Source organism: Cystobacter fuscus (genome assembly GCF_044360685.1).
Taxonomy (GTDB): Bacteria; Myxococcota; Myxococcia; order Myxococcales; family Myxococcaceae; genus Cystobacter; species Cystobacter fuscus_C.
This window is the reverse complement of the sequence record NZ_CP043491.1, coordinates 7,849,953-7,865,028: the sequence shown is the minus strand read 5'-3', so window position 1 is coordinate 7,865,028 and position 15,076 is coordinate 7,849,953. Positions and strand designations below refer to the sequence as shown.

12 protein-coding genes are annotated in these 15,076 nt (G+C 68.9%); all 12 read right to left on the bottom strand.

Features of this window, described 5'->3' with window-relative positions; genetic code table 11:
- Positions 1-2 precede the first annotated feature (2 nt).
- The 12 genes from F0U63_RS32115 to tagF all read right to left on the bottom strand — a co-directional run bounded on the left by F0U63_RS32115 (position 3) and on the right by tagF (position 15,076).
- Positions 3-2,144, bottom strand: a complete 2,142-nt coding sequence (locus F0U63_RS32115; protein WP_395835764.1) for a type VI secretion system Vgr family protein — start codon at positions 2,142-2,144, stop codon at positions 3-5.
- An 18-nt stretch (positions 2,145-2,162) separates the two neighbouring features.
- A complete protein-coding gene (locus tag F0U63_RS32110; RefSeq protein WP_395835761.1) occupies positions 2,163-2,888 on the bottom strand; it encodes an NAD(P)-dependent oxidoreductase in 726 nt (241 codons plus the stop codon).
- The gene (locus tag F0U63_RS32105) at positions 2,885-3,850 is read right to left on the bottom strand and encodes a hypothetical protein (protein WP_395835759.1); all 966 of its coding nucleotides are present in this window, start codon (positions 3,848-3,850) and stop codon (positions 2,885-2,887) included. The genes F0U63_RS32110 and F0U63_RS32105 overlap by 4 nt, the downstream gene beginning before the upstream one ends.
- 28 nt (positions 3,851-3,878) lie before the next feature.
- Complete coding sequence (gene tssH, locus F0U63_RS32100; RefSeq protein ID WP_395835757.1) at positions 3,879-6,515, bottom strand: type VI secretion system ATPase TssH; 2,637 nt, start codon at positions 6,513-6,515, stop codon at positions 3,879-3,881.
- A 26-nt stretch (positions 6,516-6,541) separates the two neighbouring features.
- The gene (gene tssG / locus F0U63_RS32095) at positions 6,542-7,585 is read right to left on the bottom strand and encodes a type VI secretion system baseplate subunit TssG (protein ID WP_395835755.1); all 1,044 of its coding nucleotides are present in this window, start codon (positions 7,583-7,585) and stop codon (positions 6,542-6,544) included.
- Positions 7,549-9,291 (bottom strand): type VI secretion system baseplate subunit TssF, encoded by a 1,743-nt coding sequence (gene tssF / locus F0U63_RS32090; protein WP_395835753.1) that lies wholly within the window; start codon positions 9,289-9,291, stop codon positions 7,549-7,551. Before tssF ends, tssG begins: the two co-directional genes overlap by 37 nt.
- A 16-nt stretch (positions 9,292-9,307) precedes the next feature.
- Entirely contained in the window at positions 9,308-9,706 is a 399-nt protein-coding gene (gene tssE, locus F0U63_RS32085; RefSeq protein WP_395835751.1) for a type VI secretion system baseplate subunit TssE, read from the bottom strand.
- 27 nt (positions 9,707-9,733) lie between these two features.
- On the bottom strand, positions 9,734-10,225 hold the full coding sequence (gene tssD, locus F0U63_RS32080) for a type VI secretion system tube protein TssD (protein WP_395835749.1): 492 nt from the start codon (positions 10,223-10,225) through the stop codon (positions 9,734-9,736).
- Positions 10,226-10,354: 129 nt separating this feature from the next.
- Positions 10,355-11,851 carry a type VI secretion system contractile sheath large subunit gene (gene tssC, locus F0U63_RS32075; RefSeq protein ID WP_395835747.1) on the bottom strand — a complete coding sequence of 499 codons (1,497 nt, stop codon included), beginning with the start codon at positions 11,849-11,851 and terminating at the stop codon, positions 10,355-10,357.
- Between the two features lie 21 nt (positions 11,852-11,872).
- Positions 11,873-12,379, bottom strand: coding sequence for a type VI secretion system contractile sheath small subunit (gene tssB, locus F0U63_RS32070; protein ID WP_395835745.1), 507 nt, complete (start codon positions 12,377-12,379; stop codon positions 11,873-11,875).
- Between the two features lie 121 nt (positions 12,380-12,500).
- Positions 12,501-14,123, bottom strand: coding sequence for a type VI secretion system protein TssA (gene tssA / locus F0U63_RS32065; protein ID WP_395835743.1), 1,623 nt, complete (start codon positions 14,121-14,123; stop codon positions 12,501-12,503).
- 17 nt (positions 14,124-14,140) lie between these two features.
- The gene (gene tagF, locus F0U63_RS32060) at positions 14,141-15,076 is read right to left on the bottom strand and encodes a type VI secretion system-associated protein TagF (RefSeq protein WP_395835741.1); all 936 of its coding nucleotides are present in this window, start codon (positions 15,074-15,076) and stop codon (positions 14,141-14,143) included.

Sequence of the window (15,076 nt, the reverse complement as noted above, 5' to 3'; positions counted from 1 at the left end):
CGTCAGGTTCCGTCGTCGGCCAGGGCGGGCTGGGTGGGCTGCGCTGGAGCGGCATCCGTGGGCGCGGTGGGTTTCGCGCCGCTGCCAGGTATGGGCGCCCCGCTGGTGTTGATGTAGACCATGGTGCCCTTGATGGAGATGCCACTGGCGTCGATGGTGATGAACCCTCCCGGCCCCCGGATGGTCAATCCACTCGCGGCCTCGATGACGACGTTCGTGGACTTGAGGTGGATTTCCTGGCCGGCCTCCAGTGCGTGTTTCTGTCCCACCGTCACCTGGAGATCCTTGCCCACGGTGAGAGATTGGGTGGCGTCCACCTGCTCGTTGAGGTTGCCCTTCACGTGCAGATGGCTGTTCTTGAGGATGAGCTCCTTCTTGTGGGCCTCGATGATGATGTCCTGGTTCCCCTCGCCGTCGATACCGCCCACCAGCAGCTTCATGTCTCCGCCGATGTGCTCCTGGTGGTGCCGGTGGATCTTGAGGCTCTTGTCCCGGTAGATCATCTCGTTCTGATCGCCGACCTTGCCGTCCTTGAGCTGGCTGCCAATGGTCTGGTGGCGATCATGCAGGATGTTCTCGAAGGAGTCGTTCTTCACATGCTTGTCCATGTTGCGCTGGGCATGCATGAAGATCTGCTCCTGGCCCTTCTTGTCCTCGAAGCGCAGCTCGTTGTAGCCGTTTCCATCCAGGGAAGTGTTGGACTTGATGGTGCTCTTGGTCTTCTCGTCCGGTAGCGGGTAGGGCACCGGGTTGGCGCCGTTGTACACGCGCCCGGTGATGATGGGCCGATCCGGGTCGCCCTCGATGAAGTCGACGATGACCTCCTGCCCGATACGGGGGATGAACATCGCGCCCCAGGACTCGCCCGCCCAGAGCTGGCTCACGCGGATCCAACAGGAGCTGCGCTCATTGCGCTGGCCTTGCCGATCCCAGTGGAACTGGACCTTCACCCGTCCGTACTCGTCCGTGTAGATCTCCTCTCCCGAGGGGCCGACGACCACCGCCGTCTGCACCCCGCGCACCTGGGGCCGAGGTGTCGTCCGGGGCGGGCGGAAGGGCGTCTGCTCCGCGATGCAGGTGAAGTTGTTGGAGTAGTTGAAATCTCCTCCGTCAGACTCCTCGTCGAGCACCTGGGACTGGTGGCCATAATGGCCCACGCTGGTGAGCAGGTAGCGCGCGTTGTAGTCGGTACGGGAGTGCTCCGACAGCGTGAACAGGGAGCCCGGGCAGAAGCGCTCGCAATCACTCTCTCCCTGTCCCACCTTGCGGCCCGCCTGCCATTCCTCCAGCCGCAGCTTCGCCAGACGCTTGCCCTTGGCGGAGCTGCCCTCGCCGGGGTGCTGGTACTCGCCCGGGTAGTCATAGACCTCCAGGTCCGCGTCCACCTGCGCCTTGCCATCCGCGTGCAGGGACAGGTCCGGCTTCTTGAAGTTGAAGTCGCGCAGGCTCACCGTGCCGGGTTGGATCTCCTCGGCGAACCGGAACCGCTGGACGTGCTCCGCGTCGATGACGAAGCCGGCCGGCCGGCGGAACGGCAGCAGCTCGCCGCCCGGGATGGGCTGGTTCGCCGAGGCACTGTCTCCCATGACGAGGACATGTTTGTCCGCGTGGTGCTCGAAGAAATAGAAGATGCCATCTTCTTCCATGAGCCGGCTGACGAACGCCCAGTCCGACTCGCGGTATTGCACGCAGTAGTTGCGCGGCTCGTAGGTGTTGCTCAGGGAGAACTTGAAGTGGTCGCTCGAGATGCCCGCTTTCTCGAAGACCTTCTTGAGGATGTCCGGGGTGGTCTCGTCCTGGAAGATGCGGCAGTCGTGGCGGTGCCGGAGGCGCCACGTCTGGGGCACGAGGCTGGCGTGGTAGATGGCATGGCGGTGCAGCTCGTTGACCTGCTCGAAGCGGCTGACGATGCCATGCACGAAGCGCGGCGCCGACTCCCCCACCAGGGTGAGCAGGGCCGTCTTGCCCACCACGTCGGAGAAGTCGAGCGACTGGTTCTCGCAGGCCAGCTTCAGGTGGAACTCGAACGGGCTCGACATCGCCTCGGTTCCGGAGAACTGGATGACCCGCATCTCGTCCGGACTGCCATTGACGGCGAAGCGGAACAGCGAGGTGCTGCCCAGCAATGAGGCTCGTGCGACCATGACACCTTCCCTGGGGACTCAGCCGCCAATGACGGGAGACTTCCGGACGTACCGGGGAGAACGAAGCTGCTCGAGCATGAACGCGGCCACGTCGGCCCGCGCGATGCGCAAGGGCACCTTGCCCTGATCGATGGACACCTGATGCCGTCCGCTCGCCGCGGCATCGGTGAGCCGCGTGGGCCGGACGATCACCCACTCGAGCGAACTCTCACGAATCACCGCCACGCGCTGCTGCCAGCCGCTGGTGTTCGTCCTCGGGCGCAAGCGGGCCATGAGCTTGTCGAAGAGCGCCGCGGGTCCCCACCCATCTCCCTGCTCGTGGAAGGGGACATAGATAAGGCGCCAGACCTGATGGCGTTGCATCGCCGCGACGATGTTCTCCGTCCCCCGGGCGATGGCCTCGGCGTCCTTGCGCCCCGTGGGGCCCAGCGCGCACAGCACGGCGTGGTGGTTCTTCACGGCGTCCTCCACCGCGCTGGCGTCTTCCACCCGGCCCTGGATGTGCCGCAGCCGGGCGTGGGCCGGGGGGAGCGCACGTGTGTCCCGCGCGAACGCGGTGACCCGGTGTCCCGCCGCGAGCGCCTGTTCCACCAGACACCGCCCCGTGCGGCCCGTGGCACCGAAGACGAGCAGCGGCAGCCCGGGCTCCGGAGCCGGCTCCTTCTTGCGCTCCGGCCCGTACGTGACCGCGTCTCCCCGGCCCGTCACCGAGACGCAGAGCTCCTCTGGCAGGGGCTTCTTCACGGCGTGCTCTTCGCCTGGGCCACGGAGGCAGGTTCGATGGGGATGGCGCCCGCCAACAACTCCAGCTCCATCAACCGCACCCACATGGATGCGTCCGTCGCCACCAGGCGGTTGTTCTCGACCCGGAGCTTGCGCTCGGACTGGGCCCGCCGGTACGCGCGGGGCGGCATGGCGGGGAGCTTGGGATTCAGATCGTCCATCGCCACCTCCTCGTTGATGGAGATGCCCTCGGGCGTGTACTTGAGCGTGGCGGTCTGCTGCACCTTGCGGTGCATCCCGCTGGGCAGCTTGAGCAGCTGCTCCCGGGCGAAGGGGAACCACGCGGGGCCCAGGCACTTGCCGTCCTTGCTCATCACGGACTCGGAGAAGAACCGGCCATTACGCATGGGGAGGATGCGGGCGAACCGCCGGCACACCGTGGGGGCGCTCAGGCTGCACTGCTCGCCCTCGGCGACCAGGAGGGTCGTGTCACCACTGCGCTCCAGCCTCAGCTGGGAGTGGAGGGGAAAGGAGCGGAGGCTGCCAAGCGCGCGCACGACGATGCCCTTGTCCGTGCGCTCCACCAGTCCCACGGGCCCCAGGGCCTCGCCGTTGGCGTAGCGCCGCGCGATGACCCACACCAGCCGGAGGTCCGCCCGGAGTGTCGTCATCACGAGATCCTCGTCCGAGAGCTGCTTGGACATGGGCAGCAGCTCGGCGTCGGGGCCGGCTTCCCGGCACTCGTCCGCCACGGGCTCCTGCCACACCACCGGGGAGCCCGAGCAGTCCAGCGTGGGCCGCGCCAGGGTGTGCGCCTCGCGGTCGAAGCCGTGGAGCAGCAGGTCGAACCAATCCTCCGCGGAGAGGATGGGCCGCTTCTCCCGGGCCACGTCGATGGAGCAGAGGGCCTGGGTGGGAGGCCGGGCCGCGCATCCGAACAGGAGCAGGATTCCGGTGCTCACAAGGGTCGTCAGTCGTTTCATGGTGTTCCTGGCCTCTCGACGCAAGGCATCACGCCCGGGTCTCGGTGAAGTGGGTGTGCCAGCCGCCCTCGGGGGTGAGCCCCACGTGCAGGCGGGCCGGAGCACTTCCTCCGGCCAGGCACTGCAACAGGTTCCGGGAGACCTCGGGCATCAGCGAGCCGCGCAGCAGGTGTTCCACGTTGCGCGCGCCCGTCTCCGACTCGGTGCACCGGCGGGCCAGCACGTCCACGAGCTCGGGGGCGAAGGTCGTTTCAATCCGGTGGGTGGCGCGCAGCCGGTCGGCGAGCACCGTGAGCTTCATGGCGGCGATCTGCTTCATCACCTCCTGGCCCACGGGGAAGAAGGGGACGATCGTCATGCGCGCGAGCAGGGCGGGCTTGAAGTGCTGGCTGAGCGTGGGCCGGATCGCCGCCACCACGTCCTCCGTGCTGGGAGTGGCGCCCCGCTCGTGCATGCGCATCACCACGTCCGAGCCCAGGTTGCTGGTGAGGATGAGCACGGTGTTGCGGAAGTCGACCGCGCGGCCCTCGCCGTCGGTGAGCATCCCCTTGTCGAACACCTGGTAGAAGAGGTTCATCACCTCCAGGTCGGCCTTCTCGCACTCGTCCAGGAGGACGACGGAGTAGGGCCGCTGGCGCACCGCCTCCGTCAACAGGCCTCCCTCGCCATACCCCACGTACCCCGGCGGGGAGCCGATGAGCCGGGAGACAGTGTGCTTCTCCTGGAACTCGGACATGTTGAGCGTGGTCATGAACCGCTCGCCGCCATAGAGGCTGTCGGCCAGCGCGAGCGCCGTCTCCGTCTTCCCCACGCCGCTGGGGCCCACGAAGAGCAGCACCCCGATGGGGGCCTCCGGATCGCGGATGCCGGCCTGGGCGACGCGCAGCGTCTCGGCCACCTTCTGGATCGCCGCGGGCTGCCCGCGCACCCGCGCCTCGAGCCGCTGCTCCAGGTGGAGCACGGCCTCCATCGCGTCGGTGCGCATCTTCCCCACGGGAATGCCGGTCCACCCCGCCACCACCTGGGCCACCACCTCCGCGTCCACGTCCCCGTGCACCAGCGGCTCCTCGCCCCGGATCCGGGCCAGCGCCGCCACCGCCTCGTCCACCGCGGCCCGGAGTGCTCCGGGCTCCTGTCCGGCGGGGACCTCCGACAGGGCCTTGCGCGCGGCCTGGAGCGAGGCCACCGAGGCACGCTCCTCCTCCCACCGTCCACGCAAGGTGGCCACCTGATCGTGGAGGGCGCGCAGCTTCGCCTCCAGGGACTCCAGCTCCGCCGCGTCTCCCGAGTGACCGTCCGCGAGATCCCTTCGCCGCGCGTCCCGCTCCCGCTCCACGCCGGCGATCCGGGCCTCCAGCCCCGTCAGCTCCTCGGGCCGGGTGGACTGCGCGATGCGCACGCGCGCGGCCGCCGTGTCCAGCAGGTCCACCGCCTTGTCGGGCAACTGCCGCCCGGTGATGTAGCGCTGGGACAGGCGCACCGCCGCGGTGATGGCCTCGTCCCGGATGATGACGCCATGGGCCGCTTCGTAGGTGGCGCGCAGGCCCCGGAGCATCAGCACCGCGTCCTCCTCGCCCGGCTCCTCCACCTTGACGGGCTGGAAGCGGCGCTCCAGCGCGGCGTCCTTCTCGAAGTACTTCTTGTACTCGGACCAGGTGGTGGCCGCGATGGTGCGCAGCTCGCCCCGGGCGAGCGCGGGCTTGAGCAGGTTGGCGGCGTCACTGCCTCCCGCGGCGCCTCCCGCCCCGATGAGGGTGTGCGCCTCGTCGATGAAGAGCACGAGCGGCACGGCGGAGGCCTTCACCTCGGCGATCACCGCCTTGAGCCGGTTCTCGAACTCGCCTCGCACTCCCGCGCCCGCCTGCAAGAGCCCGATATCCAGGCCCAGCACCTCCACGTTCTTCAGCGAGTCGGGCACCTCGCCCTTCACGATGGCCCAGGCCAGACCCTCCACCAGCGCCGTCTTGCCCACGCCCGGCTCACCCACCAGCAGGGGGTTGTTCTTGCGGCGCCGCGAGAGGATGTCCACGAGCTGCCCCACCTCGCGGTGCCGGCCGAAGACGGGATCGATCTTCCCCTCGCGCACCCGGGCGGTGAACGACGTGGCGAAGCGCTTCAGGGCGCCTTCCTCGGCGCCGCCCGCGGACGTGGGAGCGGAGGCGGGCCGTCCGCCCTCGGGCGGTGCCACCTCGACCGTCTCCGCCGAGGGCCGCAGCACCTCCGCGAGGCAGCGCTTGAGCTCATCGGCGGGGATGGCGTCCAGCTCCGGGAAGTACTCGGCGGTGTAGCGGCTGCGCCGGAGGATGAACTGGGCGAAGAGCACCCCGGAGCGGATGCGCGAGTCCCCCAGGTGCAGCGACGCGAGCAGCCAGGCGTCCTCGAACCACTGGAAGACGGACTCGGAGAAGACGGGCCGGGCGGCGCTCCCGGTGCGCAGCTCGCGCAGCGCCCGCTCCACGCCCTGGAGCAGCCGCCGCCGCTCCACCCCGAAGCGCTGGGCCAGGAGCGCCGTGTCGGACTCCTCGGCCTCCAGCAGTTGCGCGAGCAGGTGCTCGACGACGATTTCGTGGCAGTGGCTGGTGTTGGCCCGGCCCACCGCCCCCTCGAGCAGCTGGGTCGCGGTGGGAGTCAGTCGCTTCACGAGGGCATGAGGTTCGACGCGCATGGTAGGGGCTCCGGAGACAGCCGGACTCAAGTGGAACCCGGCACGGTGATCCGGTTCTGCCGGTTCGTGCCGAGCCAGGTATCCCGTCCGAGCCGGGAGGGCTCTCGCTGGGTGAGTTGGAAGGTGTGCTGGACGCTCTCGCTGAGGAACAACTCGAAGGAGTACTCGAGGGGATCTCGCACGCAGAGCGACACCACCTCGCGCGCCATCGGGTACAAGTCTCCCTCGGGCATCAACCGCCGCCAGGTCTGGGGCGGGAGCGGACCGATCTCGACCTTGAACCGGCCCGTCCTGTCGAAGGCCCGGCCCCCGAGCAGCGTGTTGCGTCCGAGCTGGTGGTTGGCGCGGCCCAGTTGCATCCTCGCGTCGATCTCCACCCACCGGCCCACGAACTGGTGCACGGTGACGCGGGCGCCGCCCAGGTCCTCCCCGAGCACGTCCTGCAGGGCCATCTCCAGCTTCTCGGCGGTGCGCACGTAGCTGGCGAGGATGGGGACGATGCGCAGCATCTTCCAGGAGGGCAGCTTGCTGGGCCGGCCCTGCTCGAAGGTGTCGAAGCCGGCCAGGGCCAGCAGGCGCCGGGACCATTGGTCGTCACAGGTGGACGTCAGCTCGGTGGTGACGCGGTAGCGCGACTCGATGCGATAGAGCAGCGAGAGCAGCCGGTGGTGGAAGAGATCCAGGAACTCGCGCCGCACGGGGTGGTCGGGATCCTCTTGGGCCACCTCCTCGGCCACGTACATCGGCAGGGGCGACACCGAGCCGGTGAGGCCCAGGAACGAGGTGACGACCTCGAAGAGGGGCCGCTTCGCCAGCACGTCGTCTTCCTGGGCGGGGACCCGGCGCAGCGCCATGTCGCTGACGTCCCCCGAGGAGAAACCCAGGGAGGGATCATGCCGGAAGCGGATCTGCTCCTGGAGCACGGGCCCCAGCTCGCCCACCCGGGCGGCGCCCGCGGTGAGCCGCTCGAGGAACGCCACCAGGGGGAAGAACCCCAGGCGGTTGACCCGGGGCGCCAGGGCCGCGGAGGCCGCTACAAGAGCGTCTGGGTGCCGTTCCTCGGGAGCCACGAATACTCCATCTGCGAGGGCTGGAGCCGGAGCGCCAGCTCGTTGAAGGCGTTGAGGGTGACGTTCGACGCGAGCAGCTCGTCGAGGATGCAGCCAAAGAGGAAGGCGTCGCCGGTGCCCATGAAGCTCGTTCCGTCAATCTCCAGGAGGGTGCGGGTGCCTCGCACGGGCACGCCCTGCAGGAAGCGGGTGCAGGCGCGCACCTCCACCTTGCGCATGGCGTTGATGCGCAGCCGGTTGGCCCGGCCCGTCAGGTCATCCGTGAGGGAGTGGAAGTTGTAGAGCTCCAGCAGGCGGCGCAGCACGTCGGCGTCCGCGAGCGACATCTGGTTGATGGCGAGGTGGGAGAGCAGCCGCCAGTGCAGCTCGGTGCCGAGTGGAGCCCGGGCGGGGCGGCTGACGGGGGTGATGTTCTTGAAGCGCGCCTGGGTGGGCGAGGTGAACGTGGCGAGGCACACGTCACCCACCTGCAGCCGGGTGGGCAGCGAGCGGTTGGTGCACGTCAGGTCGACGGACAGGGTCTCCTCGGAGATCGACGGCACCACGTCCCGGGCGGTCTCCAGGGAGAGGTAGGTGTCGATGCCGTCATCGATGGGCGAGGCCGCGCGCCGCAGGCGGTAGAAGGCGGGCTCGGCGCCCTCGCCCGCGCCGTGCGCGAAGTCGAAGAAGGGCCGGTAGTTGCGCCGCTCGTTGCGGCCTGGCTGCAGCCCCGTCACCTGATCCACCGAGTACACCTCGGAGTGCCGCGGCTCCATGTCCGAGGCGCGCAGCAGGTGCTCGCCATCCAGCGTGTGGTGGCGCAGCGGGTGGGCCGACGCCGAGAAGAGGTTGAGGGCGGGCGTGCAGTGCAGCCGGAACATGTCCCGGCCGATCCGCGCCTCCAGCGGAGGCGGACGCGACAGGTGGAAGGCCAGCTCGAAGCGATCCTCCGCCACGGCGGCGACGGTCTCCAGCTGGTGCACCTCGAAGAAGAGGAACTTCTCGGGCAGGGTGAAGTACTCCTGGAGCTGCCGGTAGCCCTCGGACGAGCGGGGCCAGGGCAGCAGCCGGAAGTCGCGATCGAACCCGATGGGCTTGATGGCCTGCGGCGGCAGCCACACGCTCTGGCCGGAGCCCAGACGCACCTCCACCCCGCGGCAGTAGCGCAGCAGCCACAGGAGGATGAGGGCGCTGGTGGCGAGCTCCGAGTGGATGAACAGCCGCAAGCCGCCGGGCTTGAAGACCTCCAGGCGGCCCTGCTCGTGCGCCAGGAAGGACAGGCGCAGCACGGGCGCGGTGCTGGACGACTTGTCGAGCGACGCGTCCTCCAGCGTCAGGGGCAGCAGGTCCACCGCGGACGTGGTCCGGAAGAGACACGAGGTGCCGTCGATGGGGTTGGCCGCCAGCTCCGCGCCCGCCGGCACATGGGCACGGCCGCGCAGCGCGCGCAGCTGTGGGGTGAACTCGATGATGGTGGAGGCGGGCAGGGGACGCAGGTAGTGCGGCAGCAGCAGGTCCGTCAGGACGTGCACCATCTCCGGGATGTCGTCCTCCACCCGCTCGCGGATGCGCGCCGTGAGGAAGGCGAAGCCCTCGAGCAGCCGCTCGACGTCGGGATCCGCCCCGCGCTCCACCAGCAGGCCCGCGATGGTGGGGTTGGCCAGGCCGAACGCCCGTCCCATCTCCCGGAGGTAGGTGAGTTCACTCAGGTAGTACTTGCTGAACATGCTCCGGCCTCACGGTTCACCACAACTCGAGCTGGCCGCCGGCACCGACCCTCGTCCGGAAGCGGAGGACCTCGCGGCTGCCCCGCTGGGCGAGCTGCGCGGTGATTTCGAACTTCAGCGCCGCGGGCTCGTGCACATCCGGCACATGCACGACCACGACGTTCTTCAGACGCGGCTCGTACTCCTGGATGGCCGTCCGGATGGACGTCTGGATCTTCTGGAGGGCCGAGGGGTAGGAGTGGACGACATCGTTGAAGTCCAGGATGCCGTAGCCGGGGGAAGAAACGGACTCCCCCCGGCGGGTGTTGAGCAGCACCCGCAGGTGCCGGGTGATGGACTCGAGAGGTGCCTCCTTGTGGGAAGACGGATGCAGGTGGCCCTTCTCGAGCCGGGACAGGAGCCCGCGGGTAGACATGAGGTGGAACCTCGGGGGAACGCCCGGTTAGCGCTGATCCGACCAGGTGTCCTCGTGCTGCACGCCACCGTTCGTGTACGTCCACGAGATGGTGTGGAACACGAACGACAGCTCCTCCAGGGGCGGCTCGAAGGAGGTGGCGGGGACGATGGTGCTGGGCACGTACTGCTTGATGTGGTTGATGCGGCCCTGCTTGATGGTGACGGTGTAGAACTGCTCCGTCGTGCCGTCGCCCGTGGGGTTGGGGCGGAAGAACTTCATCGTCCCCTCGATGACGGCGTTCTCCACCAGCGCCTTCATGAGCAGCGGCGAGCTCTTGTCGATGCGCTTGCGGATGAGCAGCGGCGAGTACTGGCGCCGGCCAGACGCGATGCCCGAGCCGCGCTCACGCGCCGTGATGACCTCCTGCTCGTAATAGACGCACTCGATGGAGCCGTCGCGCCCGAGGCTCTTCTGGGTGCTCTCTCCCTTGATGTCCGCGCCATTGGCCTTCAGAAAGAGGTGTACTGTCTCTGCCATGTTGGGCTCTCCCGTTCAGTTGCGTAGGGGTGGGTGAAGCGCCGGAGCACCAGCTCCGGACATGAGGAAGGCGGGACGGGCCGCTGTGCGCCGCGGCGGCCCGTCTGGGATTGCGGCCCTCGGGGGGGCCTATTCCTTGTCGAGCTTGCCGACGAGCGACAGGGTGAAGGACGCGCCCATGTACTTGAAGTGCGGACGCACCTGGATGTTGCAGCGGTACCAGCCCGGCTGCCCATCCACGTCCTCCACCTTCACCTGGGCCGCGCGCAGCGGCCGGCGCGAGCGCACCACGGGCGCGGGATCATCCATGTCGGCCACGTACTGGCTCAGCCAGTGGTTGAGCTCACGCTCCAGATCCGAGCGCTCCTTCCAGCTGCCGATCTGCTCGCGCTGCAGCACCTTGATGTAGTGCGCCAGGCGGCTCATGATGAACATGTAGGGCAGCTGGGTGCTCAGCCGGTAGTTCGTCTCGGCCTGCTTGCCCTCGGGCGTGCCGCCGAAGTACTTGGCGCGCTGGACCGAGTTGGCCGAGAAGAAGGCGGCGTTGTCCGCGGACTTGCGGAACACCAGGCCGATGAACCCTTCCTCGGACAGCTCGTACTCGCGGCGCTCGGTGAGCAGCACCTCGGTGGGAATCTTCGTCTGGATTTCCCCCAGCGCCTCGTACTGGTGCAGCGGGAGGTTCTCCACGGCGCCACCGGACTGGGGCCCGATGATGTTCGGGCTCCAGCGGAACTTGGCGAACGAGTCGGCCACCCGGCTGGCGAGCGCGATGGAGGCATGGCCCCACAGGTAGCGCTCGTGCTCGCCCACCACGTCCTCCTGGAAGTTGAAGGACTTCACGGGGATCGTCTTCTCCCCATAGGGCAGGCGCAGCAGGAAGCGCGGCAGGCACAGGCCCACGTAGCGCGAGTCCTCGCTGTCGCGGAACGAGTGCCAGCGGGCGTACTGGGGACCTCCCAACAGCGAGTTGAGGTCCTTCAGGTTGGGCATGTTGAGGAAGTTCGGCTCCCCGAAGAACTCCGCGCTGGCGTTGGAGAGGAACGGCGCGTGCGCCATGGACGCCACCGCCGCGCACTTGCGCAACAGCTCGATGTCCTGGGGGCCCGGCCCGAAGTCGTAGTTGCCGCACAGCAGCCCGTAGGGCTTGCCGCCGAACACGCCGTACTCGTTCGAGTAGACGAGCCGGTACAGCCCGCTCTTGACCACCTCCGGTGCGTCCTCGAAGTCCTTGAGCAGATCCTCCTTGGAGACATTGAGCATCTCCACCCGGATGTTCTCGCGGAAGTCCACCTTGTCGATGAGGAACTTCAGCGAGCGCCACGTGGACTCCATCGCCTGGAAGTCCTTGTGGTGGATGATCTCGTTGACCTGGGCGCTCAGCCGCCGGTCCACCTCCGCGATCATCGCGTCCACCAGCGCCTTGTCCACGCGCTCCTCGGAGGAGCGCTGGGGCGACAGCATCTCGGTGATGAAGGCCTGCACACCGCGCATGGCGATGTCATAGCCCTCGTCCTGCGGCTTGAGCCGCGTCTCGGCCAGGATGGAGTTGAGCAGAGAGGCATTGGTCTGCGCCGTCTCCACCACGAGGCCGCCATTCTTCACGACATTCGTCTCGGTGCTCATGGGTGTCTTTCCCTCTGGCGACTACTGCTTCTCGGGGGTGGTCTCGTCCTGGATGCCCAGCTCGCGCATCAGCTTCTGCCGGCTGTCCGGATCTCCCAGCAGCGACTGGAGCTTGCGGCGGAACGCGGGGAGGTTGCCCAGGGGGCCCTTGAGCGCGTGCAGCGCCGAGCGCAGCTCCAGCAGCGTCTTGAGCTCCGGCACCTGATTGACGACGCTCTCCGGCGAGAAATCCGCCAATGTCTTGAATTCCAGCGTCATCGGCAGTTCGGCGTCCTTCTCATTGGACAGACGGTCCGGCACCGACAGCGTCACCTTCAACTCCTGCTGCGCCATCACCTCGTTGAAGTTGTCCTTGTCCACGTTGATGGGCGCCCGCTCCTCCAGGGGCCGCGCGTCCGGCTGGTGGGTGAAGTCCCCCATCATCAGGATCTTCAGCGGCAGCTCCACCTGCTCCTGAGCATTGCCGGTGGCGGGCTTGTAGACGATGTTGACGCGTTCAGTGGGCGCGACAGAACTATCCTTGCTCATCGGCAGGGTGCTCCTTTGGGTGAGGGTCGAAGGGAAAACGGCGCGGCGAACGGAGTGGAACTGGGCGGAACTGCGCGCGAGCGAGGATGAGCGAGCAGAGACGTGTCACGCTGCCAGGAGTTTATTGTCCTAAACGGAAAGCAGCGGCCGGGTCAAGCTTTGACAGACGAATAAAATGAGGCCAGGCCTCGCGAGGAAGAGCAGGGGTGTTTTTTTGCACAGTGCGCGTCACGAGGAGGAGTCCTTCCAGGCACTCCGCCGACAACTGGGGCTCCCATTCATCCATCCCCCGGGTGGTGCTCTCGGCGACGAGCGTTTCGTAGAGGGCCTGTGCCATCAAATGTTGTCCGGAAAGGACACACAACCTTCCAAGTAGGAGGCGGGCCTTGAAGCGGGCGCGGCCCGTGGTGGCCGTGGTCACCTGCTGTTGCAGCCGCGCGAGCGCCTCGGCGACCCGGTCCGCGGCGAGGAGCTCCCGGACCTCGGAGGGCAGCGCATCGGTGCCGTCCTCCGGGCGCTCACCCGTGCGCGGCAGGGGCGCCGAGGGCGCGGTGCGCTCCAGCACCTCGGCCTCCACCCACTTCCGGGTGCGCTCGTCGGCGAGCGGCGTCCCATCCGAGGCGAGCAGGCCCAGCACATCGGGCATCCGCTGGAGCAGCGCGCGCACCTCCAGGCGCACGGCCTCGCGCGCGGAGGCATGCGTGGGCCCGAGGCCCGCCAGCGCGGTGGCGCCGTAGCGCTGGAGATCCAGCACGAAGCGGTATTGCTCCAGGTTCGCTTCCGCTTCCTCCAGCAGCTCCGCCCAGCGCGAGTGGGTCTCCAGTCGCTCCAGCTTCTCGCGCAGGGGCGTGGGGAGCGCGGGCACCGGTGTCCTGCCCTCCGCTCCGGGAGCGGGGGGCTGGGTGAAGTGCAACCAGAGACCCACCCGCTGCAGCCGGTAGGCGAGCGGATCCGCGGTGTTCGCCTCGCGCAGCAGCCGGGCGGACTCGGCCAGCGAGGCACCGATGCCACGCAAGGTGTCCAGGACGTTGTCGGCGCTCCTGGGTTGCTCCCCGGGGAGGACGAGCGATGGCGCGAGCACCGCGGGAGTCGTGGCCGGAGCCGGAGGCGGGACTGGAGTTGGAGGTGTCGCTGGACGGGCGGAGGGCTCGGCCGCGGGCGGACGGGGCGACGCGGAAGCGGGGAGGCGGTTGCGCAGCCGCTCGACGCCCTCCAGCAGGGGTTTGAGGGAGGGCCCCTGTTCCTCGAAGCGCACGCGCGAGACCTCCGCCAGCCTCCGCGTGACGGTCTCCAGTCCCTCCACCAGCTCCCAGTCCTCGCCCGTCACCTGGACCGAGGGCAGGGACTCCGTCATGCGGGCCACGAACCAGCTCACGGCGTTCACGCGTCCGCGCAGGCGCTGGGCCTCCGGAAACAGCGTGGGCCAGTAGCGATCCAGCACCTCGGTGAGCACCGTCACGCCCGTCACCGCGCCCCGGAGCCCCTCGGTGGCGTGGAGCCCATGGGCCAGGTACGAGGTGAGCCAGAGATCCTTGGTGCGCCGCTGGAGCAGTTCGCCCGCGTTCGTCACCACCTTGCTCCAGCTCACGGGCGTGCCCGTGGGGGACTCCAGCCGGGCCACTTCCTGCGCGACGAGATCGTACGCGGGCTCGTGTTTGGCGGACCTGCCGGCGGGCGCCTCCTCGGAGATGGGCTCCGTCCAGGTCCGGGCGCGCTCGCGAAGCTCTTCGAGGGAAGGGGGCATGGGAGGGGGCGCGCGGCTCAGCACGACAGGGCGTGGAGCAGCTCCTCGAGGTTCGTGGTGGGCGAGTCGATGCGCTGGCGCTGGGGCTCGGTCAGGGCCTGGGCGGCCTGGTCGATGGCGGCCTCGCGGGGCGTCCGCAGGGGCCACACGCGGCGTCCCCCCTGGTTGGTGCGAGAGAGATGGAGGAAGACGTCGGGCGCCATCGCGCCCAGGCACAGCAGCAGGCGGGGCTCTGGCGCGCCGGACCAGATGAAGGCCGGAGGCGCGGACGTCCAGTGCAGCAGCCGCGCCGCGAACTCCAGCCACGCCGAGGGTCCGAGCCCGGGAGCGATGGGGCACTCGAGGACGACCTGTGCCGGGCCCTGCTGCCGGTGGTGCTCTCCCGCGCAGGCCGTGCGGAAGGTGTGGAAGGCGTAATAGGCGCCGCCCGGCGGATCCTCGGGGTGGCGCAGGGGCTCGAGCAGCTCCGCGCCGCGCCGCCGTGCCAGCACTCCCCGCCAGAGCCGCTCCGCCTCGGAGAAGGCGCCGGACGGGGGGAAGGGCAGGGCGTCCACCCGCGCGGTGAGCTCGGGAAGCGCCATGGACGCGGCGGCGTCCAGGAGCGCGGCCCCCTCCGTGAGGAAGGGGTGGAAGACCATGGGCAGCAGGGCGAGCCGGTGCGCCGCCGTGGAGGCGGGCAGCTCGGTGAAGATCGCCAGGGGAAAGGCGCGGCCCACGCCGTCGGTGCTTGGCGCGAACGCCCCCACCAGCACGTTCTTCTCCTTCGGGGCCGTGAACAGGAAGGAGACCGTCCCGGAGGGCAGCTCACAACGGGCGGCGCGCGCCGCCTCCACCCCCTCGGCCAGCCAGCGCTGGAGCTGGAAGGCGAGGGAGCTGACGGCGTTGATCCTCAGGAAGTCGGGCTGGCAGGGCGCCTTCCCCACCAGGCCGGCCCGGACGGAGAGGGCGCGCAT